This window comes from Streptomyces sp. RK9, assembly GCF_045070545.1.
In the GTDB taxonomy this organism is placed as follows: Bacteria; Actinomycetota; Actinomycetes; order Streptomycetales; family Streptomycetaceae; genus Streptomyces; species Streptomyces alboflavus.
In genome coordinates, this window is sequence record NZ_CP173704.1 from 944511 (window position 1) to 969088 (window position 24578).

Genomic DNA, 24578 nt, shown 5'->3' on the forward strand with positions numbered 1-24578 from the left:
GCCGACCGCGGTCATGGCTGAAAACGCAGTACTACCTGCAGATTTACGTTGTCCACAGAAGTTATCCACAGGTGCCCTTCTCGATCTGGGGACAAGTCGACAACGAAGTGCGACATCGTCGACATAGCGATCCTCAGCCCCCAGTTGCGTCCACAGCCGCGCACATCACCCCTCGTCCATTCTTTTCCATTGATCAACTCTTTGGAGTTAACCATTTCCACTCGAAAGTTGGTCCGGAGGGGGTTTGGGGCAGGAATCCAGCGACACGGAGGCGGCATTCGGAGCGGCCCGTTCCGGTGTCCACAGATCTTTCGCACAGCCTGTGGATAACTTTCCGGACGTCCTCATTCCTGTGGACAACCACCTCCCCAAGTCCCGCTTCCCACAAGGGGATCGAGTCAAGGCGGCGGCAGACATCTGCCCCGTTTCGGGGATTCGTGTCCGGTTTATTGACCCTCGGAACGCGCGGCGATCTCCGGCCACCGGCACGACACCCGTACGTCACTCACGGGAATTCCCATTCCGGCAAAACGGTCATATCGCCCCTGAAGTGAATATCAAGTCGTGGGCCGGAACCGTGCGACGGTAGCCTTGAGGGGTGATTGACCTTCGCCTGCTCCGTGAGGACCCCGACCGTGTCCGCGCTTCTCAGCGCGCCCGTGGAGAGGACGTCGGCCTCGTCGACGCCCTGCTCTCCGCCGACGAGCGGCGCCGGTCGTCCGGGCTCAGCTTCGACGAGCTCCGCTCCGAGCAGAAGGCCCTCGGCAAGCTCATCCCCAAGGCGTCCGGCGACGAGAAGGCCGAGCTCCTGAAGAAGGCCGGCGAGCTCGCCGCCGCGGTGAAGGCCGCGAACGCCGCGCAGGACGAGGCCGACGAGGAGACCAAGCGCCTCCTCCTCCAGCTGGGCAACCTCGTGCACGTGGACGTGCCGGTGGGCGGCGAGGAGGACTTCGTCGTCCTGGAGACGCACGGCACGATCCGCGACTTCGCCGCCGAGGGCTTCGAGCCCAAGGACCACCTGGAGCTCGGCGAGGCGCTCGGCGCCATCGACGTCGAGCGCGGCGCGAAGGTCTCCGGATCCCGGTTCTACTACCTGACGGGCGTCGGCGCGCTCCTGGAGCTCGCGCTGGTCAACGCGGCCATCGCGCAGGCCACGGAGGCCGGCTTCACGCCGATGCTGACCCCCGCCCTGGTCCGCCCGCGCGCCATGGAGGGCACCGGCTTCCTCGGCCAGGCCGCCGAGAACGTGTACCACCTGGAGAAGGACGACTACTACCTGGTCGGCACCTCCGAGGTCCCGCTCGCGGCGTACCACATGGACGAGATCATCGACGCCGACAAGCTCCCCCTGCGGTACGCCGGGTTCTCGCCCTGCTTCCGCCGCGAGGCCGGGACGTACGGCAAGGACACCCGCGGCATCTTCCGGGTGCACCAGTTCGACAAGGTCGAGATGTTCTCGTACGTCGCGCCGGAGGACGCCGAGGCCGAGCACCAGCGGCTCCTGGACTGGGAGAAGCAGTGGCTGACCGGCCTCGAACTGCCCTTCCAGGTGATCGACGTCGCCTCCGCCGACCTGGGCGCGTCGGCCTCGCGCAAGTTCGACTGCGAGGCGTGGATCCCCACCCAGGGGAAGTACCGCGAGCTGACGTCCGCGTCGAACTGCGACAGCTTCCAGGCCCGCCGCCTCTCCGTGCGCATGCGCGAGGAGCGCGACGGCAAGAAGGCGGTCCAGCCGCTCTCGACGCTGAACGGCACGCTCTGCGCGGTGCCCCGCACGATCGTGGCGCTCCTGGAGAACCACCAGCTGCCGGACGGCTCCGTGCGGGTCCCCGAGGTGCTGCGGCCGTATCTGGGGGGCCGGGAGATCCTGGAGCCCCTGGCCAAGTGAGCACCGCGCCCACGGGCGGCCCCGGCCCGTCCTTTCCGTATCCGCTCGTCGCGACCGATCTCGACGGGACGCTCCTGTCCCCCGACGACACGGTCTCGACGCGCACCCGGGACGCGCTCACCGCGGCCACCGCGGCGGGCGCGGCCCACATCATCGTCACCGGCCGCTCCGTCGCCTGGACCCGGCACGTCCTCGACGACCTCGGCTACGAGGGCATCGCCGTGTGCGGCCAGGGCGCGCAGGTCTACCACGCGGGCGAGCACCGCCTGCTGACCTCCGTGACCCTGGACCGCCAGCTCGCCGGCCTGGCCCTCGCCAAGATCGAGGCGGAGGTCGGCCCGCTGGCCCTCGCCGCGAGCCGCGACGGCCTGGACGGCGAGGTCCTGGTCGGCCCCGGGTACGTGGTCCAGGAGGGCCCGCTCCCCGTCATCCCGTTCACCGACGTGGCGGAGCTGTGGTCGGCGCCGCTCAACAAGGTGTACGTCCAGCATCCCGGGCTGAGCGACGACGACCTCGCGGCCGTGGCGCAGCAGGCCGCGGGCGATCTGGTCGGCGTCACGATGGCGGGCGAGGGCATAGTGGAGCTCCTGCCGCTCGGCCTGACGAAGGCGACGGGCCTGTCCCTCGCCGCCCGGCGCCTCGGCGTGAAGGCCGCGGACACGATCGCCTTCGGCGACATGCCCAACGACATCCCGATGTTCGCCTGGTCCGCCCACGGCGTAGCCATGGCCAACGCCCACGAGGACCTCAAGGCAGTGGCCGACGAGGTCACGTCCTCCAACGAGGAGGACGGCATCGCGGTGGTACTGGAGCGGTTGCTGCCGTAGCGGCATCCGCTGCGGTCGTTCCTGGCCGTCCCCCCCCACCACCCTGTGGGCAGCTGGTCCGCCCAGTGGGCGGAACGGGTGGGCACAGCCCCGGGCGACAGCCACTGTTATGTAGACGTGCAGAAGGCCGGGCCCAGGGCACGGGAACGCTCCCGCAACCCCAGACCCGGCCAGTGCAACGTTGGGTGGGCGGCCCGCGCAGCGAAATGTGCGCGCTCGAAGCGGCCGCCCCGGGCGATCCCCCGTGGCGCGGGCTCGGACGGAGTGCAGTGACTACTCCGGAGCCTGCCGCGGACCGCCCTGCCGGGAGCACGACGACGGGTGGTTGAACATCGTCGGCTCCTCTCCCAGAAGGTGAGCACCGGGGCGGGGCCCCGACGCGGTGACACCCACTACTCTGCCGAGCCCGGCCGCACCCCGCCACCGATTTTTCTCGCCGCAGAAGCGGCCGCCCAGGGCCCGCTCGGGGCTCTACTTACGGCGCCACTTCTTCCGCCGCCGACTGAAGAACCACCCGGCGGGCGGCTCGTCGGACCGCCAGGGCTGCGGCTCGGGCGCCCGCTCCCGCCACCGCGCGGAGAGCATCCGGGCCCGCGCCGACGGCTCGGCGGCCTCCGCGGACCGTACGAAGTCCTCGTCGAGGACCACGTCGTCCCACGGCCCGTCCCCGCCGCTCCCGGCCCTCCCGGGCCCACCGTCCCCGCCGGTCTCCCCGGCCCCTTCGTCCCGTCCCTTGTCCGATGCCATCGCGGCACCTCCCGGCCACAGCTGAAGCATCCCCCTCCCACCAGTGTCCGGGTGGGAGGGTGAAGACACCGTCAAGACTTCAAGCACCTGCTCATGACCTACTCGTCACCGGCCAGCGTCAGCGTCCGCAGCTTCTGCCCGGCGAACCACGTGGCCCCGGCGGTGACGACGATCAGCAGGATCACCGCGGCGGGCAGCCCCACGTCGGAGGTGACCAGGTCACCACCGTCCGCGGCCTTGTGGGCGACGGCGAGGGACCACTGCTGGACGCTGAGCGTGCGCGCCCCGGAGACCAGGGAGCCGAACAGCGCCTCCCACACGAGGGCGTACACGAGGCCGAAGACCACCGCGTGCCGCGTGACCGTGCCGAGCAGCAGGAAGATCGCCGCGTACGCGATGGAGGAGACGAGGGCGGCGATGGTGTAGGCGACGGCGATCTGCTGGCCGTTGCCGTTGAGGATCATGCCCGCGACGAACGTCGGGAGCGCCGAGAACGCCATGGTGACGGCGATGGCGACGGTCAGCTTGGTGACGATGATCGTGGGCCGTTTGACCGGCTTGGACAGCAGGTAGAGCACGGAGCCGTCGTCGATCTCGGGGCCGATCGCGCCGGTGCCCGCGATGACGCCGATGATCGGCACCATCGTGGCGAGCGCGAACCCGCCGAGCAGGTCGGAGGCGACCTGGTCGTCGGCGCCGCTGAGGGCGCGTACCGCCACGGAGATGACGATGAGCAGCAGCGGCAGGGCGAAGAGGATGAGGGCCCGGCGGCGGCCGAGGAGGGCCCGGTAGGTGAGCCGGGCGACAGTCGGGTCGTACACGGTGACTCCCTTCAGGCCGCGACGAGGTAGGAGAAGACCGACTCGAGCGACTCGTCCGAGGGCGAGACGGTCAGGAGCCGGATGTCGTGTTCGCGGGCGATGCGTGGCAACAGGGTGGTGAAGCGCCCGAAGTCGACGGCCTGGATGCGCAGCGCGCCCTCGTCGAGGTCGACTTCGATGCCCGCGGTGGACGGGTCGGCGATCAGGGCGGCGGCGAGCGTGCGGTCGTCGCTGGAGCGCACCAGGTAGCGGTGCGGCCGGTCCGTCATCAGGCGGCGGATCTTGCGGAAGTCGCCGCTGGCCGCGTGGCGTCCGGCGACGATCACCTCGATGTGCGAGGCGAGCTGTTCGACCTCTTCGAGGATGTGTGAGGAGAACAGGACGGTGCGGCCGTCGTCGCCCATCTTGCGGAGCAGTTCCATGAGTTGCATGCGCTGGCGCGGGTCCATGCCGTTGAAGGGCTCGTCGAGCAGCAGCACGGACGGCTCGTGGACGAGCGCGGAGGCCATCTTCACGCGCTGCCGCATGCCCTTGGAGTACGTGGAGATCTTGCGGTCCTGCGCGTACTCCATCTCGACCGTGGCGAGGGCGCGCTGGGCGGCCTTCTTGCCGAGGCCGTGCAACTCGGCGTTGGCGACGACGAATTCGCGGCCGGTGAGGAAGTCGTACATCCCCTCGCGCTCGGGGACGATGCCCAGGTGCTTGTAGATGGTCTCGTTGCGCCAGGTGGGGTGGCCGTCGAGGGTGACGCTGCCCGTGGAGGGGGCGAGGAAACCACCCATCATGCTGATGAGCGTGGACTTCCCGGCGCCGTTCGGGCCGAGCAGGCCGGTGACTCCGGGGCTGATGGTCATGGTGATGTCGTTGACCGCCACCACGTTGCCGAACCAGCGCGATACGTGGTCGATGCTGAGGGACGTCATGGCTAGAGCCCGGCCTTTCGGTAGCGGCGCAGCAGGCCGGCGTAGCTTCCGGCGATGAGGGCGAGGACGACGAGGACGTACACGAGGCCCGTGCCGGTCGAGGGGCCCTGCTCCCCGGGGAAGGCGGACGTGGCGCCGAGGAAGGCGGTCTGCACGCCGTCGATGAGGGTGATCGGCGAGAACAGGCCGAGCCAGCTGATGGCTCCGGAGCTGCCCTGTTCGTGGGCGATGGCCTGGACGGTGGAGACCGCTCCGTAGGAGATGGTCAGGACGGCGATGACGGCGGCGATGCCGAAGCCGCGGCGCGGGGTGACCGCCGAGATGACCAGGGCGATCCCGGAGAACAGCACCGAGAGCAGCGCCACGGAGACGAGCCCCTGGGCGAAGCCCTTCGTCTGGTCGGCGAAGTCGAGCTTGGCGAGCAGCGCGCCTACGTAGAGCACGATCAGCGGGACGGCCGTGAGGATGAACAGGGCGCTCGCGAGTGCCGCGAACTTGGCGCGTACGTAGTCGACGCGTTCGATGGGCCGCGAGAAGTACAGGGGCACGGTCTTGAACCGCAGGTCCCTGGAGACGGTCTGCGGCGCCTGCGCGGCCAGGTAGAGGCCGATGACGGCCTGGAGCAGGATCGCGTAGCGCGTGTAGTCGACGGGAAGGTCGTTGGCCTTGGTGGCGACGGCGACCGCGACCATGATCAGCGCGGGGGCGCACATGACCCCGAAGAGGATCATCGGCAGGACCTTGGACTTGGCGGAGCGGCCGAGTCCGTAGGCGCCGCGCAGGCTCTGTGAGAACAGCGAGCGGGTGGCGTACGCGCGGCCCAGGCGCTGGCCGTCGTAGTGCCGGTAGCCGATGTTGTGGATCTGGGTGGAGTCAGCGGGCATCGCGGCCGCCTCCCGTCTGCGCGGTGAGGCGCTCGGACGCGGGCCCCTGTGCGTCGTTGTCGCGGTTCGCGCCGGTCTCGTCGGTCTCGTCGCTGCTGTCCTGGGTGCGGAAGACCTCCGCGATGTGGTGCCTGCGCTGTTCCATGCGGACCAGGCCGAGGCCGAGGTCGGCCACCACGTCCCGGACCAGGTCGTAGGTGTCCTCGCTCGCCGCCTCCAGGAGCACGGTGTGCCCGGCGCCGGGGAGACCCCCGCCGTCGTCCTGGGTGGCGACGCCGCGGTCCTTGAGGGCCTCGCGCAGGGCGGCGGTGCCGTCCGGGTGCTCGTCGCTGTCGGTGACCTCGACGGCGAGGGTCGCCGTGGTCTGGGTGAAGTCCGTGGTGGAGCTGGAGCGCAGGAGCTTGCCGCCGTCGATGACGACGACGTGGTCGCAGGTGCGCTCCAGTTCGCCCAGGAGGTGCGAGGTGACCAGGACCGAGATGCCGAAGTCGGTGTGCACCCGGCGGATCAGGGCGAGCATCTCGTCGCGGCCGACCGGGTCGAGGCCGTTGGTCGGCTCGTCGAGGAAGACCAGCTGCGGGTCGTGCACCAGCGCCTGGGCGAGCTTCACGCGCTGCTTCATGCCGGTCGAGTAGCCGCCGATGGGTCGGTAGCGCTCTTCGTAGAGCCCGACATGGCGCAGGGTGTCCGCGGTGCGCTCGCGCGCGGCGGCCGGCGGCAGGCCCGACATGCGCGCCATGTGGACGACGAACTCGGTGGCCGAGACGTCGGGCGGCAGGCAGTCGTGCTCGGGCATGTAGCCGACGCGCTCGCGAATGCGGCCGCCTTCGGTGGCGACGTCGAGGCCGAGCACGGCGGCCCGGCCCTCCGTGGCGGGGGACAGACCCAGCAGGATCTTGATCAATGTGGACTTGCCGGCTCCGTTGGCTCCGACGAGTCCGGTCACACCGGGTCCGATGTCCATGGAGAGCCGGTCAAGTGCGGTCACCCGGGGGAACCGCATGCTCAGGCTTTCGGTCGCGATCACAGTCACGGTTCGAACGTAGTGGCGCGGACCACACCAAGGCGTCAGCCCTGAGGCTCGATCGGCCGTCACTCTCGAGTATTACGGGCCCGTAAGGGTCGTCCGTAAGTCGCCCCCTACAGGTTCTCCCGGGTGCCGCCTCCGGGAACTTCCGGACCTGTCCCGCAGGGTTGGGCAGAACTATTGACGCAGCCGTCAGCCATTGTCACATTCATCAGTGTCAAGTTACGAGCGCGTACGGAGACGACGGAGCGCGGGCGCGAGCGGCACGGCGCCCGCGGACACGACGGACGGACGGTGGCATGACCTCAGCCATGACCTCGGCGGTGGGCTCGACCGTGAGCTCGGCAGTGAAGGGTGAACTCCCCGCGGAGCTGCGGGGGTTCCGGCAGGTGCAAGCCCTCGCGTACGCGTGCGCGGAGGCCGTCGCCGCCCAGCTGAAGCCGGGGGTGACGGAGCGCGAGGCGGCGCGGATGCAGCGGGACTGGCTGCGCGAGCGGGGGGTGCGGGACTGGTTCCACCTGCCGTTCGCCTGGTTCGGCGACCGCACGGCGTTCACGAACTTCCGAATACCCCTGCAGTTCTTCCCGACCAATCGCAGGCTGGAGCCGGGGATGCCCTTCATCCTCGACATGGCCCCGGTGTTCCAGGGCTGCACGGCCGACATCGGGTACTCCGGCTGCCTCGGCCTCAACCCCGTGCACGACAAGCTGCTCGCGGACCTGGAGGCGCACCGCGAGCTGATCCTGCGCGAGGTCCGCGAGCGCCGCCCGCTGCGCGAGATCTACGAGAACGTGGACCGGCTCATGGTCCGCCAGGGGTACGCCAACCGCCATCGCGCGTATCCCTTCGGCGTCATCGCGCACAAGGTCGACCGGGTCAAGGAGCGCCGCTTCTCCCCGCACGTCTTCGGGTTCGGCACGCAGTCCCTGAAGGGCCTCGCGAGCGACGCGCTGCACGGCCACCGGGACGGCTGGTCCCCCCTGTGGTCGCCGTACAAGTTCTCCGACCACCCGCCGCAGCCGGGCCTGTGGGCGGTCGAGCCGCATCTGGGATTCCGCGGCACGGGCGCGAAGTTCGAGGAGATCCTGGTCGTCACCGACTCCAAGGACCCCGAGCAGAGCGCCTTCTGGCTGGACGACGACCTGCCGCACGTGCGGCGCTGGGCCGAGGAAAGGGCTGCCGCATGACGACCGTGGATCTCTTGGGTGCGCGTGAGCGCTGGGTGCGCACGGGCGGCGTGGAGCTGTGCGTCGCCGAGCTGGGGGACGCGGCGCGGCCCACGGTGCTGCTCGTGCACGGCTATCCGGACTCCAAGGAGGTCTGGTCCGAGGTGGCCACGCGCCTCGCGGACCGCTTCCACGTCGTGCTCTACGACGTGCGCGGGCACGGCAGGTCGACGGCGCCGAAGCCGTTGCGCGGCGGTTTCACGCTGGAGAAGCTCACCGACGACTTCCTCGCCGTCGCGGACGCGGTCAGCCCGGACGAGCCGGTGCACCTGGTGGGCCACGACTGGGGCTCGGTGCAGTCCTGGGAGTTCGTGACGGTCGCGCGCACACAGGGGCGGATCGCGTCCTTCACCTCGATGTCGGGGCCGTCCCTCGACCACGTCGGGCACTGGATCAAGAAGCGCATGACGCGGCCGACCCCGCGCCGCGCCGCCCAACTCGTCGGCCAGGGAGCCAAGTCCTGGTACGTGTACATGCTGCACACCCCCGTCCTGCCCGAGCTGGCCTGGCGCGGCCCGCTCGGCAAGCGCTGGCCGAAGATCCTCCAGCGCCTGGAGAAGGTCCCCGCCGACGGCTATCCCACGCTGTCGCTGCCCTCGGACGCGGCGCACGGCGCCTGGCTCTACCGCGACAACGTCCGCGCCCGCCTGCGCAGGCCCCGCGCGGACGCCTACGCCCACGCCCCGGTGCAGCTCATCGTCCCCTCCGGCGACATCTTCCTCTCGGAGAAGGTGTACGACGGCCTGAAGTCGTGGGCCCCGCAGCTGACCCGGCGCACGCTGCCCGCCAAGCACTGGGTGCCGCGCACCCGCCCGGACCAGCTCACCGCGTGGATCACGGAGTTCGTCACGGCCCATGAGGACGGCGGTCCCCCGGCCCTGGCGAGCGCGGCGGCCCCGGCGCCCGGCAAGCACGCCGAGCGGTTCGCGGGCCAGCTCGTCCTGGTCACGGGCGCGGGCAGCGGCATCGGGCGGGCCACGGCGTTCGCGTTCGCCGAGGCGGGCGCGAAGGTGATCGCCGTCGACCGGGACGCGGAGGGCGCGGCGCGCACGGCGGAGCTGTCCCGGCTCGTGGGCGCCCCGGCGGCCTGGGCGGAGACGGTCGACGTCAGCGACGAGCAGGCCATGGAGAAGCTGGCCGAGAAGGTCGCCACGGAGTACGGCGTCGTGGACGTCCTGGTGAACAACGCGGGCATCGGGCTGTCAGGCTCCTTCCTCGACACCAGCTCCGAGGACTGGAAGAAGGTCCTCGACGTCAACCTGTGGGGCGTGATCCACGGGTGCCGTCTGTTCGGCAGGCAGATGGCCGAGCGCGGCCAGGGCGGACACATCGTCAACACCGCGTCGGCGGCGGCCTATCAGCCCTCCAAGGCCCTGCCGGCGTACAGCACGTCGAAGGCCGCCGTCCTCATGCTCAGCGAGTGCCTGCGCGCGGAGCTGGCCGGGCAGGGCATCGGCGTCTCGGCGATCTGCCCGGGCTTCGTGAACACGAACATCACGTCGACCGCCCGCTTCGCCGGGGTCTCCGCCGACGAGGAGAAGCGCCGCCAGAAGAAGTCCGCCCGCCTCTACGGCCTGCGGAACTACCCCCCGGAGAAGGTCGCCGACGCCGTCCTGCGCGCCGTCGTGCGCAATCAGGCCGTCGTCCCCGTCACCCCGGAGGCGCGCGGCGCCCACCTCATGTCCCGCTTCACGCCCAAGGCCCTGCGCGCGATAGCCCGATTGGAGCCACCGCTGTGAGCACGGAGAAGCCGGCAGCGCACCAGGGAGAACACGAAGAAGAGCACTACGCCATCGTGCCGCGCCGGGTCTCGTTCGACTGGGACGAGACCTCGCTGGACTGGATCCCCGACGAGCCCGTCGCCACGCATGTCATCAACGTCCTGCACCTGCTGCTCCCGGCGGGGGAGCGGTGGTTCGTGAAGGTCTTCAAGGAAGGCCTTCCGCTGGTCACCGACCCCGTGCTCCTCAAGGACGTCAAGGGCTTCATGGGACAGGAGGCGACGCACAGCGTGCAGCACGCGCACGTGCTCGACCACCTGGCGGCGCAGCGCCTGGACACGGCCGACTTCACGAAGTACGTCGACTTCCTCTTCGAGCGGCTCCTCGGGGACCGGACGCCGCTCGGACCGCTGGTGTCGACGCAGGAGTGGCTGCGGTTCCGGCTCGCGGTGGTGGCCGCCATCGAGCAGTTCACGGCCGTGCTCGGGGACTGGGTGCTCGCCGCCGACGGGCTCGACCGGGCCGGGGCGGACGACGTCATGCTCGACCTGCTGCGCTGGCACGGCGCGGAGGAGGTGGAGCACCGCGCGGTCGCGTTCGACATGTACCAGCACTGCGGCGGCACGGGCGCGCCCCGGTACGCACGCCGGGTCGCGGCGATGGCGGTCACGGCACCCGTGATGCTCTACCTGTGGATCTGGGGCAGCGCGTATCTGCTCCGCCACGATCCGCGCTTCGCGAGGGCGGCAGGGGCCTCGGGGGAAGCGGGGACCACAGGGGCAGCGAGGGCGGCGGGAAGGCCCCGGCTGACCCCCCGGGCGTACAACAGGGCGGTCGACAAGGGCCTGCTGCCCTCCATGCGGAAGCTCGGCGCGGCCGTGCCCCGCTACCTGCGGCGGTCGTACCATCCGTCGCAGGAGGGCTCGCTGCGCAAGGCCGTCGACTATCTGGCGCAGTCGCCCGCGGCGCGGACCGCGGCGGCGGTGGCGGGCCGCGCGGCCATCGCCTAGTACGGAGCGTCGGGAGGGGCGGAAGCGTGGTGGAGGACGGGTCGGCCACGGGGTCGCGCACGGAGCGGTGGTCCGAAGAGGGCGCGGAGGCCGCGGGAGAGGGCGCGGAGGCCGCGGGCGGGACGGAGGTGCCCCAGGTGTCGGCGCCCGCCCCGGCTGAGCCCCGCGTGGAGTACCGCATAGAGGACCTCGCCCACCACAGCGGGGCCACGGTGCGCACCATCCGGGCCTATCAGGACCGCGGCCTGCTGCCCCGGCCCGAGCGGCGCGGCCGGTCCAATGTGTACGGGGACGCGCATCTGGCCCGGCTGCGCCAGATCGCCGACCTGCTCGACCGGGGGTACACCCTCGCCTCCATCAAGGAGCTCCTGGAGGCCTGGGACGCGGGCCGCGGCCTCGGCGGGGTGCTCGGCCTGGTCGCGGAGGTCGACGGGCCCTGGACGGACGAGAAGGCCGACCGGATCACGCGGGCCGAGCTGATCGAGGCGTTCGGCGGCGTCCCGGACCCGGCGGCGGTGGCGGACGCGGTCGCGCTCGGCGTACTCGAACCGCTGCCGGGGAACGACGACGAGTTCCTGGTGCCGAGCCCGCAAGAGCTGGCGGTGGCCGCCGAGTTGCACGCGGCCGGGGTGCCGCTGTCGGCGATCTCCAGCCATCTGCGGGAGTTGAGGGGGCAGGTCGAGCACATCGCGGCCCGTTTCCTGGAGTTCACCAACGAGTACGTCTTCGCGCGCTATCTCGGCGATCATCAGCCGACCGAGGCCGACGCGGCCGAGGCCGCCTCGCTGATCCGCCGTCTCCGCCCGCTGGCGCAGAAGTCGGTCGACGCGGAACTGGCGCGCGCGATGCGCCTGTTGGCCACCCGGAACCTGCGCCGCCACCTCGTCGCCGAGGAACCCCTCCGAGCGGGCGACGAGCCCGCGTACGTGGGTCTGCCCGCCGACACAATGCGCGCTGTTCAGGAGCTGGTTGGGCGCGAGCACGCGGCGGAGTTCATCGCGGCGGCGGCCGAACGGGAAGTCCACAGCCGCACATTGGACAGACTTGCCTCAATCGACAACAAACAGGCCCAAGTTACCCAAAGGCCGCCATCCGCCTGAGAGTTGTCCACAGAATCGTCAACGAGCCTGTGGATAACCGGACTTGGTTGTGGATCAAACCTGTGGGTGAAAATTCGTCGATGAAAAGTCGGTGGCGAGAAATCGAGTGCGCGGAGAACGGGCGAGCACGCGGAGAAACGGCGACCGCGCTTCCGACCGAGACGCGGAACGAGACGCGGAACGAGACGCGGAGCGGGCGCGTCCGCGCCGCCGACCAGGCATGATCGGGAGACATGGAGCACCTGCACAGCACCGAAGCGGCCGTCGGCGCGCTGCGCGCCGTAGCGCGTGAGCACGAGCGGGAGATCGAGGTCACGCACGACATAGGCGCCGACCAGACCTCCCGGCGCACCGCCGCAGGCTTCGAGGTGGCGACCGACCCGGACGGCTCGCTGCCGCACGAGGCGTACGTGGAGTTCGGCGGCTCCCCCCGGCTCTCCGTGCGCCTCTACCCCGACGACGACGCGCTGATCGAGGTCGAGGGCGTCGAGTGCCACGACATCCCGCGCGACGCGGTGCCCGCGTTCGTACGGTCCGTCCTGGGCGGCCTCGCGTACGTCAAGGGGCGCCGCTTCCCGCCCGGCTACTGGCTGGTCGTACCGCTGCCCGGCGACGAGACGTACAAGGAGCTGATCCCCATGATCTCGCTCACGCCCTGGCTGAACGCCCGGGTCCACTGAGCGCGCGTCCGACCACAAGGGGAAGGCGAGGCTCCGGACGGTCGTACGCTCGAAGACATGAGTCTGCGTCTGAGCACCGTCATCCTGCCCGTCCGCCGCTGGCACGAGGGGGGCAAGGAGCGCTGGCAGCGCGCGGAGGACCTCGGTTTCCACACCGCGTACACCTATGACCACCTCTCCTGGCGGACCTTCCGCGACGGGCCCTGGTTCGGCGCGCTGCCGACCCTGACAGCCGCCGCGGCGGCGACCGAGAGGATTCGCCTGGGCACGCTCGTGACCTCGCCGAACTTCCGGCACCCGGTGACGCTCGCCAAGGAGCTGATCACCCTCGACGACGTGTCGAACGGCCGGATCACGCTCGGCATCGGCGCGGGCGGCAACGGCTTCGACGCCGCCACGCTCCGCCGCGCCGACGAGGAGCCCTGGACGCCCCGGGAGCGCGCGGACCACTTCGGTGAGTTCCTGCCGCTGCTCGACCGGCTGCTCACCGAGGACTCGGTGACGTACGAGGGCGAGCGGTACGCGGCGTACGAGGCGCGGAACATCCCCGGCTGTGTGCAGCGTCCCCGGCTGCCGTTCGCCGTGGCCGCCACCGGACCCCGCGGCCTGCGGCTCGCCGCGCGGCACGGGCAGGCGTGGGTGACGACGGGCGACCCGAAGATCTCCGCGACGGGCACCCCCGGGCAGTCCCTCGAAGCCATCCGCGGCCAGCTCGACAAGCTCGGCAAGGCCTGCGCGGACGTCGGCCGCGACGTCGAGGAGCTGGACAAGGTGCTGCTCACCGGCTTCACGCCGGACCGCCCGCTGGACTCCTTCGACGCCTTCGTCGACTTCGCGGGCAAGCACGCCGCGCTCGGCTTCGACGAGATCGTCCTGCACTGGCCGCTGCCCGGCACGGACTTCGGCGCGGACGAGAAGGTCTTCGAGCGCATCGCGACCGAGGCGCTCGCCCAGCTCTGACGCGCGTTCGGCCGGATTCGGCGAAGGTCTCGCCACAGGTCCGCCGGCTCTGACGCGAGGCTCACCCGAGGCAGCCGTGCGCCGCCGACGCCTCCGGCCGCCGGTGGGCCGGAGGTTCGGCAGGGGCGCACGGGTGTGAGACGTACTCAGATGTGCGCCCCGCCACACACCCGTGCGCGCATATGCGGGACAATCGCGTACGTGACCCCAACCACCCCGCGGCCCCACGTGCCGGCCCCCGCCGTTCCGCCCCGGCTGATCGCCACGGACCTGGACGGCACGCTGCTGCGCGACGACAAGTCCGTCTCGGAGCGCACCGTCGCCGCGCTCGCCGCCGCCGAGGCCGCCGGGATCGAGGTCTTCTTCGTGACCGGGCGCCCGGCCCGCTGGATGGACGTCGTCAGCGACCACATGCACGGCCACGGCCTGGCCATCTGCGGGAACGGCGCCGCGGTGGTCGACCTGCACGGCGGCCCCGGCAGCCACCGCTTCGTGATGGTGCGGGAGCTCGACCCGGCCGTGGCCCTGGACGTGATCGGCATCCTCCGCGCGGCGGCGCCCGGCACGTCCTTCGCGATCGAGCGGACCGGCGGGGTGCACCACGAACCGTCCTACCCGCCGCTGCACCTGGACCCCGCGGTCAGCGTCGCGCCCGCCGAGAAGCTCCTCAGGGCCGAGTCCGACAGCGCCGACCAGCCCGTCCTCAAGGTCCTCGCCCACCACCCCGACCTCTCGCCGGACGCGTTCCTGACCCTGGCCCGGGTGGCCGTGGGCGACCGAGTGGAGATCACCCGGTCCAGCCCCACCGCGCTCCTGGAAATCAGCGGCCCCGGCGTCTCCAAGGCCAGCACCCTCGCCCTGTGCTGCGCCGAGCGCGGCATCAGCCACGAGGAAGTCGTCGCCTTCGGAGACATGCCGAACGACATCGAGATGCTCACCTGGGCCGGTGTCTCGTACGCCATGGGCAACGCCCACGCGGACGTGATCGCGGCGGCGTCGGGCCGCACGGTCGCCAACAACGAGGACGGCGTGGCCGTGGTCATCGAGCGAATACTGGCCGAGCGGCAGAGCACGCCCTAGGGCCTGTCCGACGCGACGCCGCGCCGACCCATCGGACAGGCCCTAGAGCCCCACCCCGCGCTCCGCGAGCCATCCCACCGGATCCACCCCCGAGCCCAGGTCCGGTGTCACCCGGGTCTCGAAGTGCAGATGCGGTCCCGTCGAGTTGCCGGTGGTGCCCGCCTGGCCGACCCACTGGCCGGTGCGCACCCGCTCCCCCTGGTCGACGGCGACGGACGCCAAGTGCGCGTACTGCGTGTACGAGCCGTCCTCGTGCCGCACCACGACCTCCACGCCGAAGCCGCCGCCGCACGCCACCCGCACGACCCGCCCGGCGCCCACGGACCGCACCGGGGCGCCGATGCCGACGGCGAAGTCCTGCCCGGTGTGCCGTGACGCCCAGCGCGCGCCCGCGCTGTCGAAGCCCGCGGACAGCTCGTACGACTCCACGGGCGTCACCCACGCGCGCGTAGACGACGATTCCGGCTGCGCGAGCCGGACGGCGCCCCGGCACCGGCCCGCCGCGGCCGACGCGTCGGCCTCCTCCTGGAGGGTCCACCGCGCCGACTCCAGCTTCGCCTCGATGTCCCGCTTCAGCCGGGCGAGGCGCGCCTCACGGCGGTCGAGCACGTCCCGGGCGCGGGTGGCGGACCGCCGGGCCGTGGCGAGCCTGGCCGCGGCGCGCTGGGTCCGGGCCACGGTGTTGGTGACGGCGAGGTCCGCCTGCCCGACGACGCGCCTGCCGCGCAGCAGTTCGTCGGGGTTGTCCGCGAGCAGCAGGCGCGCGGTGAGCGGCAGGCCGCCGCCGGTGCGGTACTGGGCGGTGGCCATCCGGCCCAGGTCGTCGTGCAGCACGGAGACCTCGTACCGCTCCTTGGCGAGCAGCCGCTCCAGGTGCTCGACGCGGGCGCGCTGCACTCCGGCGGCCCGGCGCCCGGCTTCGTAGCGCGCGGTGGCCGACTGGGCCTCTACGTAGAGGCGCGCCACCTTCACGCTGGCGCTCGGCCCGCCGTGCCCTTCACTGCCGGCGGTCCCGGTGCTCCCGGTGTTCCCAGCGGTCCCGCCGCTTCCGTCGGGTCCGTCGGGTCCGTCGGCGGCCGCCGCTCCGGGCACGCCGAGAGCGACGAGCGCGCAGAGCAGGACCGGCAGAACCGGTGCGACGAGGGGGCGGCAAGGCAGCGGACGCATGTCCCGGATCGTTGCCCGCACGGGCGCGCGGCGCCTGGGGAACTCGTACGCGCGGGGGACCCGGTGACCCGTACGGGGCACGCGGTACCGCCGAACAGGGGCGCATCGAACGGGCCCCCGCCGGGCAGCCCCGAAGGCGCCCCCGCCCGCATCAGTACGGCGCCTGCCACACCACCGTCGTCCCGCTCCCGTCGTCCCCGATGCCCGGCCCGTACCAACTGGCGCCCCCCAGGGACTCCGCGCGCCGCTTGAGGTTCTTCAGGCCGCTGCGGCGGCCGCCCTCCGTGATGCCGACGCCGTCGTCCGCGACGGTCAGGCGGACGCCCCGCGCCCCGTCCGGCAGGACCAGCGTGGCGTCGACGACGACGTCGATGCGGGCGGCCGCCGCGTGCCGGAAGGCGTTCGAGAGTGCCTCGCGGAGGGCCGCGATGAGGTTCTTGCCGGTGAGTTCCCCGACGACCGTGTCGACGGGGCCCACGAAGTGGTGGGAGGGCTTGAAGCCGAGCGGCACGGCCGCCATGTTGATCTCGCGCAGGACGCGGGTGCGCAGGCCCGCGGGCGCCTCGGCGGGCCCCTGCTGGAGCGCGAAGATGGCCGTACGGATCTCCTGGATCGTCACGTCCAGCTCGTCGACGGCCTTGCCGACGCCCTGCTGCACCTCCGGCACGACGGACCGCCGCTGGGCGCTCTCCAGCATCATCCCGGTGGCGAAGAGCCGCTGGATGACGAGGTCGTGCAGATCGCGGGCGATCCGGTCGCGGTCCTCGTAGACGGCGAGGCGCTCCCGGTCGCGCTGCGCCTCGGCCATCATCAGCGCGAGGGCGGCCTGCGAGGCGAACTGGGCGGCCAGGGTCCGCTCGGCCTCGGTGAAGGGGCGTGCCCCCCGCTCGCGGGGCGTGACGAGCGTCCCGAGCACCCGGCCGTCGCTCTGCAGGGGCAGCATCATCGCGGGCCCGTAGCCGCGCGCGAGGTCGGTCATGATGCGCGGGTCGGTGGCCGCGTCGTCGATGAACACGGCCCGGCCGTCGAGCAGGTCGGCGATGATGCGGCTCTCCGGAGGCACCACCACGCCGAGCGCCCCGCTGGGCCGGTCCGAGGACACGGCGACGATCTCCATGCCGCCCTCCTCGTCGGGCAGCAGCACGATGCCCGCCGCCGAGTCGGCCAGATGGCGCGCCTGCTCCGCGACCACCGCGAGGGCGTCCTCCGCGTCGGAGCCGGACAGCAGCGCCGTGGTGACCGCCACGGAGCCGTCGATCCACCGCTCGCGCTGCTTGGCGGCCTCGTACAGGCGCGCGTTGCCGATCGCGATGCCCGCCTCCGTGGCGAGGACGCGCACCATGTGCACGTCGTAGTCGTTGAACTCGCCGCCGTCGCGCTTCTCCGTGAGGTAGAGGTTGCCGAAGATCTCCCCCTGGACGCGGATCGGCACCCCCAGGAAACCGCGCATCGGCGGGTGGTGGGCGGGGAAGCCGCAGGAGCGCGGGTCGGACGCCAGGTCGGCGAGGCGCAGCGTCTCCGGCTGGTGGATGAGCGCGCCGAGCAGCCCGCGGTGTCCGTCGGGGAGGCGGCCGATGCGGGCCGCGGCCGCCTCGTCGATGCCGTGGTAGACGAAGTCGGCGAGCCCGTCGCCGTCTTCGGAGACGACGCCGATGGCCGCGTAGCGGGCGTCCGTGAGCTCGGCCGCGGTCTCGCAGATGCGGTCCAGGGTGGTGTGCAGCTCCAGGCCGGTGCCGACGGAACGCATCGCCTCCAGGAGCTGCGGTACGCGCGCGGTCAGCTCGGTCGACAGCCCCTGGAGGCTGCGGGTCGCCTGGCCCGCGACCTCCGCCGGGTCCGGGCTGCCTTCGGGAGGCGGGGTGGGGGCGGGGGCCGGGGGGACGGACATGCCTTGAGCGTAGTTAGTCCGATTTGCCGTGGAAAGTCGAACCTTCACCGGCCCCAGGCCCCGGCGGACGGCGGCCATCGGCGTCACCCGCCCACCGAGGCCGTCACGCTCACCGTCAGCCCCCGATCCCGATCCTGGCTGCGACCTCGACACCGGCGCCGGTCGCGACCCCGGCCTCGACGCCAGCCCCGGCTCCGGCCGAGACCCCGACACCAGCCCCGACCCCGGCCAGCGCGTCCCCCGCCGACTCCCGCTCCCGCATCCGCCGCAGCGGCCCGTCCACGGCCACCAGCTCCGCGTACGCCCCGCGCTGCGCGACCCGCCCCTCGTCCAGGACGAGCACCTCGTCCACCGCGTCGAGCCCGGCGAGCCGGTGCGTGATGAGCAGCGTCGTCCGGCCCTCCGTGGCCGCGAGCAGGTCGGCGGTGAGGGCGTCGGCGGTCGGCAGGTCGAGGTGTTCGGCGGGCTCGTCGAGTACGAGGACGGGGAAGTCGGCGAGCAGGGCGCGGGCGAGCGCCAGGCGCTGCCGCTGGCCTCCGGAGAGACGTGCCCCGTGTTCCCCGACGAGCGTGTCGAGCCCGTCGGGCAGGGAGGCCACCCAGCCGTCGAGCCGGGCCCGTCCGAGCGCCGCGTACAGCTCGTCGTCGCTCGCGTCCTTGCGTGCGAGCAGCAGGTTCTCGCGCACGGAGCTGTCGAAGACGTGGGCGTCCTGGGCGCACAGGCCGACGAAGCGGCGCACGGTGTCGCCGTCGAGCGCCGTCGCGTCCGTGCCGCCCAGCGTGTACGTCCCCTCGGATGTGCCGAGGAAGCGCAGCAGGACCTGGGCGAGCGTGGTCTTGCCGGACCCGGACGGGCCGACCACGGCGACGCGACGGCCGCGCTCCAGGGTGAGGGAGACGTCCGCGAGCGCGTCCCGCTCCTGGCCCTCGTGGCGGGCTCGCAGCGCGTCCAGGCGCAGCGGGAAGGGCGTCCGTGGGGCCTGTGCGGGCTCGGCGGGGTCCTGGACGGGTTCGGGGGCGTCGAGGATCTCGTGGACCCGCTCGGCGCTCTTGCGGACGCGCTGGCGGTACTGCACGGCGAGCGGCAGCCCGAGGACGGCCTCGAACGCGGCGAGCGGGGTGAGGACGACCACGGCGAGCGCGACGCCGCTGAGCCGCCCGTCGTGCAGGCCCTGGACGCCGACGAGGGCCGCGGCGGCCACGGTGAGGCCGGTGGCCAGCGCGGTGAGCCCGTCGCCGAGCGCGGTGGCGGCCGCCGTCCGGGAGGCGATCCGGGTGAGCTCGGCGTCGGCTTCCTTCGCCCGGTCGGTACGCCGGCGCAGGGCGCCCGCAACCGTCAGTTCCGCCGTCCCCGTGAGCAGGTCGGCGACCCTCGTGGCGAGCACCCCGCGCGCGGGGGCCAGCCTGCGCTCCGCGCGGCGGGCGACGGCGCCGCTCACCAGGGGCACGCCCACCCCGGCGGCCAGCAGGCCCACGGCGAGGACGGCGCCGGCCTCCGGGAGCAGCCAGGCGGTGAAGCCGACGGCTCCCAGGCCGACGGCGGCCGCGGCGCCCGCGGGCAGCAGCCAGCGCAGCCAGTAGTCCTGGAGGGCGTCCACGTCGGCGACGAGGCGGGACAGCAGGTCGCCGCGCCGGGTCGTCCGCAGGCCCGCCGGAGCGAGGCGTTCCAGGCGCCGGAACACCGCGACCCTGGTGTCGGCCAGCATCCGCAGCACCGCGTCGTGCGACACCAGGCGCTCGGCGTACCGGAAGCAGGCCCGTCCGATGCCGAAGGCGCGGGTCGCCGTGACGGCGATCATCAGGAACATCACCGGGGGCTGCTCGGAGGCCCGCGAGATCAGCCACCCGGAGGTGGCCATGAGCCCCACGGCACTGCCGACGGCGAGGCTCCCGAGGAGCAGGGCCAGCGCCAGCCTGCCCTTGCGCTGCCGCGCCGCCGCCCGCACCCGGGCCAGATCCCCGCCCTGCCGAAGGGAACCCTCCCTCGCGCCCGCCCGTTCACCGAGAGAGACGGCCTGACCGAGCAAGTCGCCGCCCACGGAAGCGGATCCCGCACCGCCGCCGTCACGGTCGGCGCCGCCCTCACGGCCACCGCTCCCGGCCCCGGGGGCCGCGCGGCCACCCAGCTCGGCCCCGCCGCCCTCGCCGCCCTCGCGACTGCCGAGCCCACCACCACCGTTGACATCGCCGTCGTCGGCCCCGCCCACCACGGCATCCACCCGGACCACCCGGTCGGCGACCCCCAGCAACGCGGGCCGGTGGACCACCATCACCACGGTCCGGCCCACGGCCAGCCTCCGCACCGCCTCGACGATGCCCGCCTCGGTCTCCCCGTCCAGCGCGGCGGTCGGCTCGTCCAGGAGCACCACGGGCCGGTCGGCGAGGAACGCCCGGGCCAGCGCGATCCGTTGCCGCTGCCCGGCGGAGAGCCCGGCCCCGTCCTCCCCCAGGACGGTCTCGACGCCCCGGGGCAGCCCGGCCACGAACTCCCCGGCGCCCGCGGCCCGCAGCGCCTCCACGACGTCCGCGTCCGCCGCCCCGGGGCGGGCGAGGCGCACGTTCTCGGCGACGGTCCCGGCGAACAGGTGCGGCCGCTGCGGCACCCAGGCGACCCGCTCCCGCCACCCGTCGAGGGACACGTCGGCGAGGTCGGCGCCCCCGACGAGGACGCGCCCCGCAGTGGGCCGCACAAAGCCCAACAGCACGTTCAGGAGGGTCGACTTGCCCGACCCGCTGGGCCCCACCAGGGCCACCGTCTCCCCGGGCTCGACCGCGAACGACACCCCGCGGACAGCGTCGACCGCCCGCCCCGGGTACCGGACGGTCACCCCGTCCACCGCCACGCCGACCGCACCGGCCGCGGGCACAACTCCCTTGCCCCCGGCCGGGACCGGCGCCTCAAGGACGGCGAAGATCTCCTCCGCCGCGGCCACTCCCTCGACCGCCGCGTGATACCGCGCGCCGACCTGCCGCAGCGGCAGATACGCCTCGGGCGCGAGGATCAGGATCACCAGGCCGTCGTACAGCTCCATGTTCCCGTGGACGAGCCGCATGCCGATGGTGACGGCGACCAGGGCCACCGAGATCGTCGCGAGCAGTTCCAGGGCGAACGACGACAGGAACGCGATGCGCAGCGTCCGCATCGTCGCCCGCCGGTACTCCCCGGTGATCTTCCGGATCGACTCGGCCTGCGCCTTGGCCCGGCCGAACACCTTCAGCGTGGGCAGGCCCGCGACCACGTCCAGGAAGTGCCCGGACAGCCGGGAGAGCAGCTGCCACTGGCGGTCCATCCGGGCCTGGGTGGCCCAGCCGATCAGCATCATGAAGATCGGGATGAGCGGCAGCGTGCCCACGATGATCGCCGCGGACACCCAGTCCTCGGTGACCACCCGGAGCAGCACGGCCGCCGGGACCACCACGGCGAGCCCCAACTGCGGCAGATAGCGCGAGAAGTAGTCGTCGAGGGCGTCCACGCCCCGCGTGGCCAGGGTGATCAGGGACCCCGTCCGCTGACCGCTCAGCCACCCCGGGCCCAGCTCCCCCGCCTGCTCCAGGAGCCGGCCCCGCAGCTCCGACTTGACCGCCGCGCTCGCCCGGTGCGCGGCGAGTTCGGTCAGCCACGACACCGCCGCCCGGCCCACGGCCACGGCCACGAGCAGGGCCAGCGGTGTCCGCACCGCACCGACGCCGTAGCCGTGCTGGAAACCGCCCACCACGATCTCGGCGATCAGCATGGCCTGGGCGACGACCAGCCCCGCCCCGGCCAGGCCGAGGACCACCACCGCGGCCAGGAAGACACGGGTGGAGCGGGCGTACCGGAGCAGACGCGGGTCGATCGGTTTCACGTGAAACACACCCTCCCAAGGAGCTTGGGCGTACGGAGAGTTGGCTCAGTGCGCGGTGTCGGCCGGAAGGTCCGGCGCGATGTGCTGCGTACCGATGCGCTTGCGGAACACCCAGTAGGTCCACGACTGGTAGAGCAGCACGACCGGGGTCGCGATGCCCGCGCACCACGTCATGATCTTCAAGGTGTAGGGCGTGGACGAGGCGTTGGTGACCGTGAGGCTCCAGTCCTCGTTCAGCGACGACGGCATGACGTTCGGGAAGAGCGTCAGGAAGAGCATCGCCACGGCGGCGACGATGGTCAGTCCCGAGAAGGCGAATGACCATCCCTCGCGGCCGAGTTGGATCGCCACGATGGCCGCGACCAGGGCCACCACCGCCACGATCATCGCGGCCAGGCTCTTGCCGTCACCGTTGTCGACCTGGGTCCAGCCGAGGAAGCCGAGCGCGAGCACCGCCGTGAGCAGCCCCAGGGCGAGCGCCAGCTTCCGGGCCCGCATCCGGATGTCGCCCACCGTCTTCAGCGCCGTGAACACCGCGCCGTGGAAGGTGAACAGCGTGAGCGTGACCAGACCGCCCAGGATCGAGTACGGGTTGAGCAGGTCCCAGAAGTTGCCCACGTACTCCTTCTGCGCGTCGATCTTCACGCCGCGCACGATGTTGCCGAAGGCCACGCCCCACAGGAGCGCCGGGAGCAGCGAGGTCCAGAAGATCGCGTGTTCCCAGTTGGTCTGCCAGCGCTCCTCGGGCCGCTTCGCCCGGTACTCGAAGGCGACACCGCGCACGATCAGGCAGACCAGGATGAGCAGCAGCGGCAGATAGAAGCCGGAGAACAGCGTCGCGTACCACTCGGGGAAGGCCGCGAAGGTCGCGCCGCCCGCCGAGAGCAGCCACACCTCGTTGCCGTCCCAGACCGGACCGATGGTGTTGATCAGAACACGCTTCTCGGTCCGGTTGCGGGCGAGCAGCTTGGTGAGGACACCCACCCCGAAGTCGAAGCCTTCGAGGAAGAAGTAGCCGATCCACAGGACGGCGATCAGGACGAACCAGACGTCGTGCAGTTCCATGTGCGCCCAGCTCCTTAGTACGAGAAGGCCATGGGCCGGTCGGCATCGGCGTCGGCGTCGCTGTCCGCGCTCGCCCCGCCGGGCGGGCCGCCGATCTTGGTGGGCGGGTTGAGGTCGGCCTCGGTCAGCTCGGGCGGGCCCTTCCTGAGGTACTTGAGGAGCAGCCTGACCTCGATGACGGCGAGGATCGCGTAGATCAGCGTGAAGACGATCAGCGAGGTGAGGACCTCACCCTGCGAGACACCGGGGGAGACCGCGTCCTCGGTCTTCAGGACGCCGTAGACGACCCAGGGCTGACGGCCCGTCTCGGTGAAGATCCAGCCCCAGGCGGTGCCGATGAGGGGGAAGATCAGCGTCCACTGCGAGAGCCGCCACCACCAGATCCCGAGCTTCGGCGCCAGCTCCTTGTTCTTGGTGAGCATCAGCTTCGGTACGTCGTCCGCGCCGGTGTGGTGCTCGGGGGCGAGCCAGAACTTCCGCCTGGTGAGCCAGAGTCCGGCGGTGCACAGGGCCATCGAGACGCCGCCGAAGCCGATCATCCAGCGGTAGGACCAGTACGCGGTGGGGATGTTCGGCCGGTAGTCGCCGGGGCCGAACTTCTCCTGGGCTTCCTTGTTGAGGTCGTTGATGCCGGGGATCTCCGCGCTGAAGTTGTTCTTCGCGAGGAAGGAGAGGACCCCGGGGATCTCTATGGCGACCTCATTGTGGCCCTTGGCGACGTCGCCGTACGCGAAGAGCGAGAACGGCGCCGGCTTCTCGGACTCCCACAGGGCCTCGGCAGCCGACATCTTCATCGGCTGCTGCTCGTACATGACCTTGCCGAGCGTGTCCGCGCTGATCACGGTGAGCAGGGTGCCGACGAACGCGGTCACCAGGCCGAGCCGCAGCGACATCCGCATGGTGCGGATGTGCTGCTTCTTGCGCAGGTGGAAGATCGCGATGCCGGTCATGAAGGCGCCGCCGACCAGGATGGTCGCCGCGATGACGTGGAAGAAGTTGACGAGCGTCGTCTCCTGGAACAGCACCTTCGCGAAGTCGGTGAGCTCGGCGCGCTTCTTGCCGTCCCGCTCCGTGATCCTGTAGCCGACCGGGTGCTGCATAAAGGCGTTCGCGGCGATGATGAAGTACGCCGACAGGATCGTGCCGATCGACACCATCCAGATCGTCGCGCAGTGCAGCTTCTTCGGCAGCTTGTCCCAGCCGAAGATCCACAGACCGATGAAGGTCGACTCGAAGAAGAAGGCGATCAGGGCCTCGAAGGCCAGCGGGGCGCCGAAGACGTCGCCGACGAAGCGCGAGTAGTCGGACCAGTTCATGCCGAACTGGAACTCCTGCACGATGCCGGTGACGACGCCCATCGCGATGTTGATCAGGAACAGCTTGCCCCAGAACTTGGTGGCTCTGAGGTAGTGCTCCTTGCCCGTCCGCACCCACGCTGTCTCGAGGATCGCCGTGAGGGCGGCCAGGGAGATCGTCAGGGGGACGAAGAGGAAGTGGTAGACGGTGGTGATGCCGAACTGCCATCGCGCCAGTGTTTCCGGCGCCAGAGCCAGGTCCACGTCGACTTCTCCTTACGTGCCGTGGTCTACGCGGCAGTGTGCCCCTTATGTCAGGGACATCCCTGGAGCAACTGGGACACGCTTGTGAACGCGTTCACATTCACAAGCATTATGTCGCACGTACGGTCGACGCTTGTCAGGGGGGTCCCCCTTACCGACGG

Annotated in this window: 19 protein-coding genes; 9 read left to right on the forward strand and 10 right to left on the reverse strand. The window is 71.7% G+C overall.

The window, feature by feature from the left end; translation table 11 throughout:
• Positions 1-598: 598 nt before the first annotated feature.
• Complete coding sequence (serS, locus tag AB6L24_RS24370; RefSeq protein WP_087884917.1) at positions 599-1888, forward strand: serine--tRNA ligase; 1290 nt, start codon at positions 599-601, stop codon at positions 1886-1888.
• Positions 1885-2715 carry an HAD family hydrolase gene (locus tag AB6L24_RS24375; RefSeq protein WP_405658408.1) on the forward strand — a complete coding sequence of 277 codons (831 nt, stop codon included), beginning with the start codon at positions 1885-1887 and terminating at the stop codon, positions 2713-2715. Before serS ends, AB6L24_RS24375 begins: the two co-directional genes overlap by 4 nt.
• 471 nt (positions 2716-3186) lie before the next feature.
• Here the strand turns inward: AB6L24_RS24375 and AB6L24_RS24380 are convergent, their stop codons facing one another.
• From AB6L24_RS24380 to AB6L24_RS24400, 5 genes are all read right to left on the reverse strand, one after another.
• Complete coding sequence (locus AB6L24_RS24380; RefSeq protein WP_405658410.1) at positions 3187-3462, reverse strand: hypothetical protein; 276 nt, start codon at positions 3460-3462, stop codon at positions 3187-3189.
• Positions 3463-3560: 98 nt separating this feature from the next.
• On the reverse strand, positions 3561-4283 hold the full coding sequence (locus AB6L24_RS24385; protein WP_405658413.1) for an ABC transporter permease subunit: 723 nt from the start codon (positions 4281-4283) through the stop codon (positions 3561-3563).
• An 11-nt stretch (positions 4284-4294) separates the two neighbouring features.
• A complete protein-coding gene (locus AB6L24_RS24390; RefSeq protein WP_405658416.1) occupies positions 4295-5206 on the reverse strand; it encodes an ABC transporter ATP-binding protein in 912 nt (303 codons plus the stop codon).
• A gap of 2 nt (positions 5207-5208) precedes the next feature.
• The gene (locus AB6L24_RS24395; RefSeq protein WP_405658418.1) at positions 5209-6090 is read right to left on the reverse strand and encodes an ABC transporter permease; all 882 of its coding nucleotides are present in this window, start codon (positions 6088-6090) and stop codon (positions 5209-5211) included.
• The gene (locus tag AB6L24_RS24400; protein WP_405663299.1) at positions 6080-7117 is read right to left on the reverse strand and encodes an ABC transporter ATP-binding protein; all 1038 of its coding nucleotides are present in this window, start codon (positions 7115-7117) and stop codon (positions 6080-6082) included. Before AB6L24_RS24400 ends, AB6L24_RS24395 begins: the two co-directional genes overlap by 11 nt.
• A gap of 299 nt (positions 7118-7416) precedes the next feature.
• Between AB6L24_RS24400 and AB6L24_RS24405 the strand changes: the two genes are divergently transcribed.
• The 7 genes from AB6L24_RS24405 (at position 7417) to AB6L24_RS24435 (ending at position 14894) form a co-directional block, all read left to right on the forward strand.
• Positions 7417-8304 carry a M24 family metallopeptidase gene (locus AB6L24_RS24405; RefSeq protein WP_405658420.1) on the forward strand — a complete coding sequence of 296 codons (888 nt, stop codon included), beginning with the start codon at positions 7417-7419 and terminating at the stop codon, positions 8302-8304.
• A complete protein-coding gene (locus AB6L24_RS24410) occupies positions 8301-10082 on the forward strand; it encodes an SDR family oxidoreductase (RefSeq protein ID WP_405658423.1) in 1782 nt (593 codons plus the stop codon). Before AB6L24_RS24405 ends, AB6L24_RS24410 begins: the two co-directional genes overlap by 4 nt.
• The gene (locus tag AB6L24_RS24415) at positions 10079-11074 is read left to right on the forward strand and encodes a metal-dependent hydrolase (RefSeq protein WP_405658426.1); all 996 of its coding nucleotides are present in this window, start codon (positions 10079-10081) and stop codon (positions 11072-11074) included. Before AB6L24_RS24410 ends, AB6L24_RS24415 begins: the two co-directional genes overlap by 4 nt.
• Before the next feature lie 128 nt (positions 11075-11202).
• On the forward strand, positions 11203-12174 hold the full coding sequence (locus AB6L24_RS24420) for a MerR family transcriptional regulator (protein WP_405663302.1): 972 nt from the start codon (positions 11203-11205) through the stop codon (positions 12172-12174).
• A 233-nt stretch (positions 12175-12407) separates the two neighbouring features.
• Entirely contained in the window at positions 12408-12854 is a 447-nt protein-coding gene (locus AB6L24_RS24425; protein ID WP_405658429.1) for a hypothetical protein, read from the forward strand.
• Between the two features lie 57 nt (positions 12855-12911).
• A complete protein-coding gene (locus tag AB6L24_RS24430) occupies positions 12912-13814 on the forward strand; it encodes an LLM class flavin-dependent oxidoreductase (RefSeq protein WP_405658431.1) in 903 nt (300 codons plus the stop codon).
• 201 nt (positions 13815-14015) lie between these two features.
• Positions 14016-14894 carry a Cof-type HAD-IIB family hydrolase gene (locus AB6L24_RS24435; RefSeq protein WP_405658434.1) on the forward strand — a complete coding sequence of 293 codons (879 nt, stop codon included), beginning with the start codon at positions 14016-14018 and terminating at the stop codon, positions 14892-14894.
• A gap of 42 nt (positions 14895-14936) precedes the next feature.
• Here AB6L24_RS24435 and AB6L24_RS24440 read toward each other — a convergent pair whose 3' ends face one another.
• The 5 genes from AB6L24_RS24440 to AB6L24_RS24460 form a co-directional block, all read right to left on the reverse strand.
• Complete coding sequence (locus AB6L24_RS24440; protein ID WP_405658437.1) at positions 14937-16061, reverse strand: M23 family metallopeptidase; 1125 nt, start codon at positions 16059-16061, stop codon at positions 14937-14939.
• 151 nt (positions 16062-16212) lie between these two features.
• Entirely contained in the window at positions 16213-17949 is a 1737-nt protein-coding gene (locus AB6L24_RS24445) for a GAF domain-containing sensor histidine kinase (protein ID WP_405658440.1), read from the reverse strand.
• Positions 17950-18064: 115 nt separating this feature from the next.
• The gene (gene cydD, locus AB6L24_RS24450; RefSeq protein WP_405658442.1) at positions 18065-21793 is read right to left on the reverse strand and encodes a thiol reductant ABC exporter subunit CydD; all 3729 of its coding nucleotides are present in this window, start codon (positions 21791-21793) and stop codon (positions 18065-18067) included.
• Between the two features lie 45 nt (positions 21794-21838).
• The gene (gene cydB, locus AB6L24_RS24455; protein ID WP_405658445.1) at positions 21839-22858 is read right to left on the reverse strand and encodes a cytochrome d ubiquinol oxidase subunit II; all 1020 of its coding nucleotides are present in this window, start codon (positions 22856-22858) and stop codon (positions 21839-21841) included.
• A gap of 14 nt (positions 22859-22872) precedes the next feature.
• Complete coding sequence (locus AB6L24_RS24460; RefSeq protein ID WP_405658447.1) at positions 22873-24417, reverse strand: cytochrome ubiquinol oxidase subunit I; 1545 nt, start codon at positions 24415-24417, stop codon at positions 22873-22875.
• Between the last annotated feature and the right edge of the window lie 161 nt (positions 24418-24578).

Excerpts from the sequence above, each read along its gene's own strand:
- AB6L24_RS24380 (WP_405658410.1), bottom strand. The coding sequence starts at position 3,462 with ATGGCATCGGACAAGGGACGGGACGAAGGGGCCGGGGAGACCGGCGGG.
- AB6L24_RS24390 (WP_405658416.1), bottom strand. The coding sequence starts at position 5,206 with ATGACGTCCCTCAGCATCGACCACGTATCGCGCTGGTTCGGCAACGTG.
- AB6L24_RS24395 (WP_405658418.1), bottom strand. The coding sequence starts at position 6,090 with ATGCCCGCTGACTCCACCCAGATCCACAACATCGGCTACCGGCACTAC.
- AB6L24_RS24405 (WP_405658420.1), top strand. The coding sequence starts at position 7,417 with ATGACCTCAGCCATGACCTCGGCGGTGGGCTCGACCGTGAGCTCGGCA.
- AB6L24_RS24410 (WP_405658423.1), top strand. The coding sequence starts at position 8,301 with ATGACGACCGTGGATCTCTTGGGTGCGCGTGAGCGCTGGGTGCGCACG.
- AB6L24_RS24425 (WP_405658429.1), top strand. The coding sequence starts at position 12,408 with ATGGAGCACCTGCACAGCACCGAAGCGGCCGTCGGCGCGCTGCGCGCC.
- AB6L24_RS24430 (WP_405658431.1), top strand. The coding sequence starts at position 12,912 with ATGAGTCTGCGTCTGAGCACCGTCATCCTGCCCGTCCGCCGCTGGCAC.
- AB6L24_RS24440 (WP_405658437.1), bottom strand. The coding sequence starts at position 16,061 with ATGCGTCCGCTGCCTTGCCGCCCCCTCGTCGCACCGGTTCTGCCGGTC.
- AB6L24_RS24445 (WP_405658440.1), bottom strand. The coding sequence starts at position 17,949 with ATGTCCGTCCCCCCGGCCCCCGCCCCCACCCCGCCTCCCGAAGGCAGC.
- cydB (WP_405658445.1), bottom strand. The coding sequence starts at position 22,858 with ATGGAACTGCACGACGTCTGGTTCGTCCTGATCGCCGTCCTGTGGATC.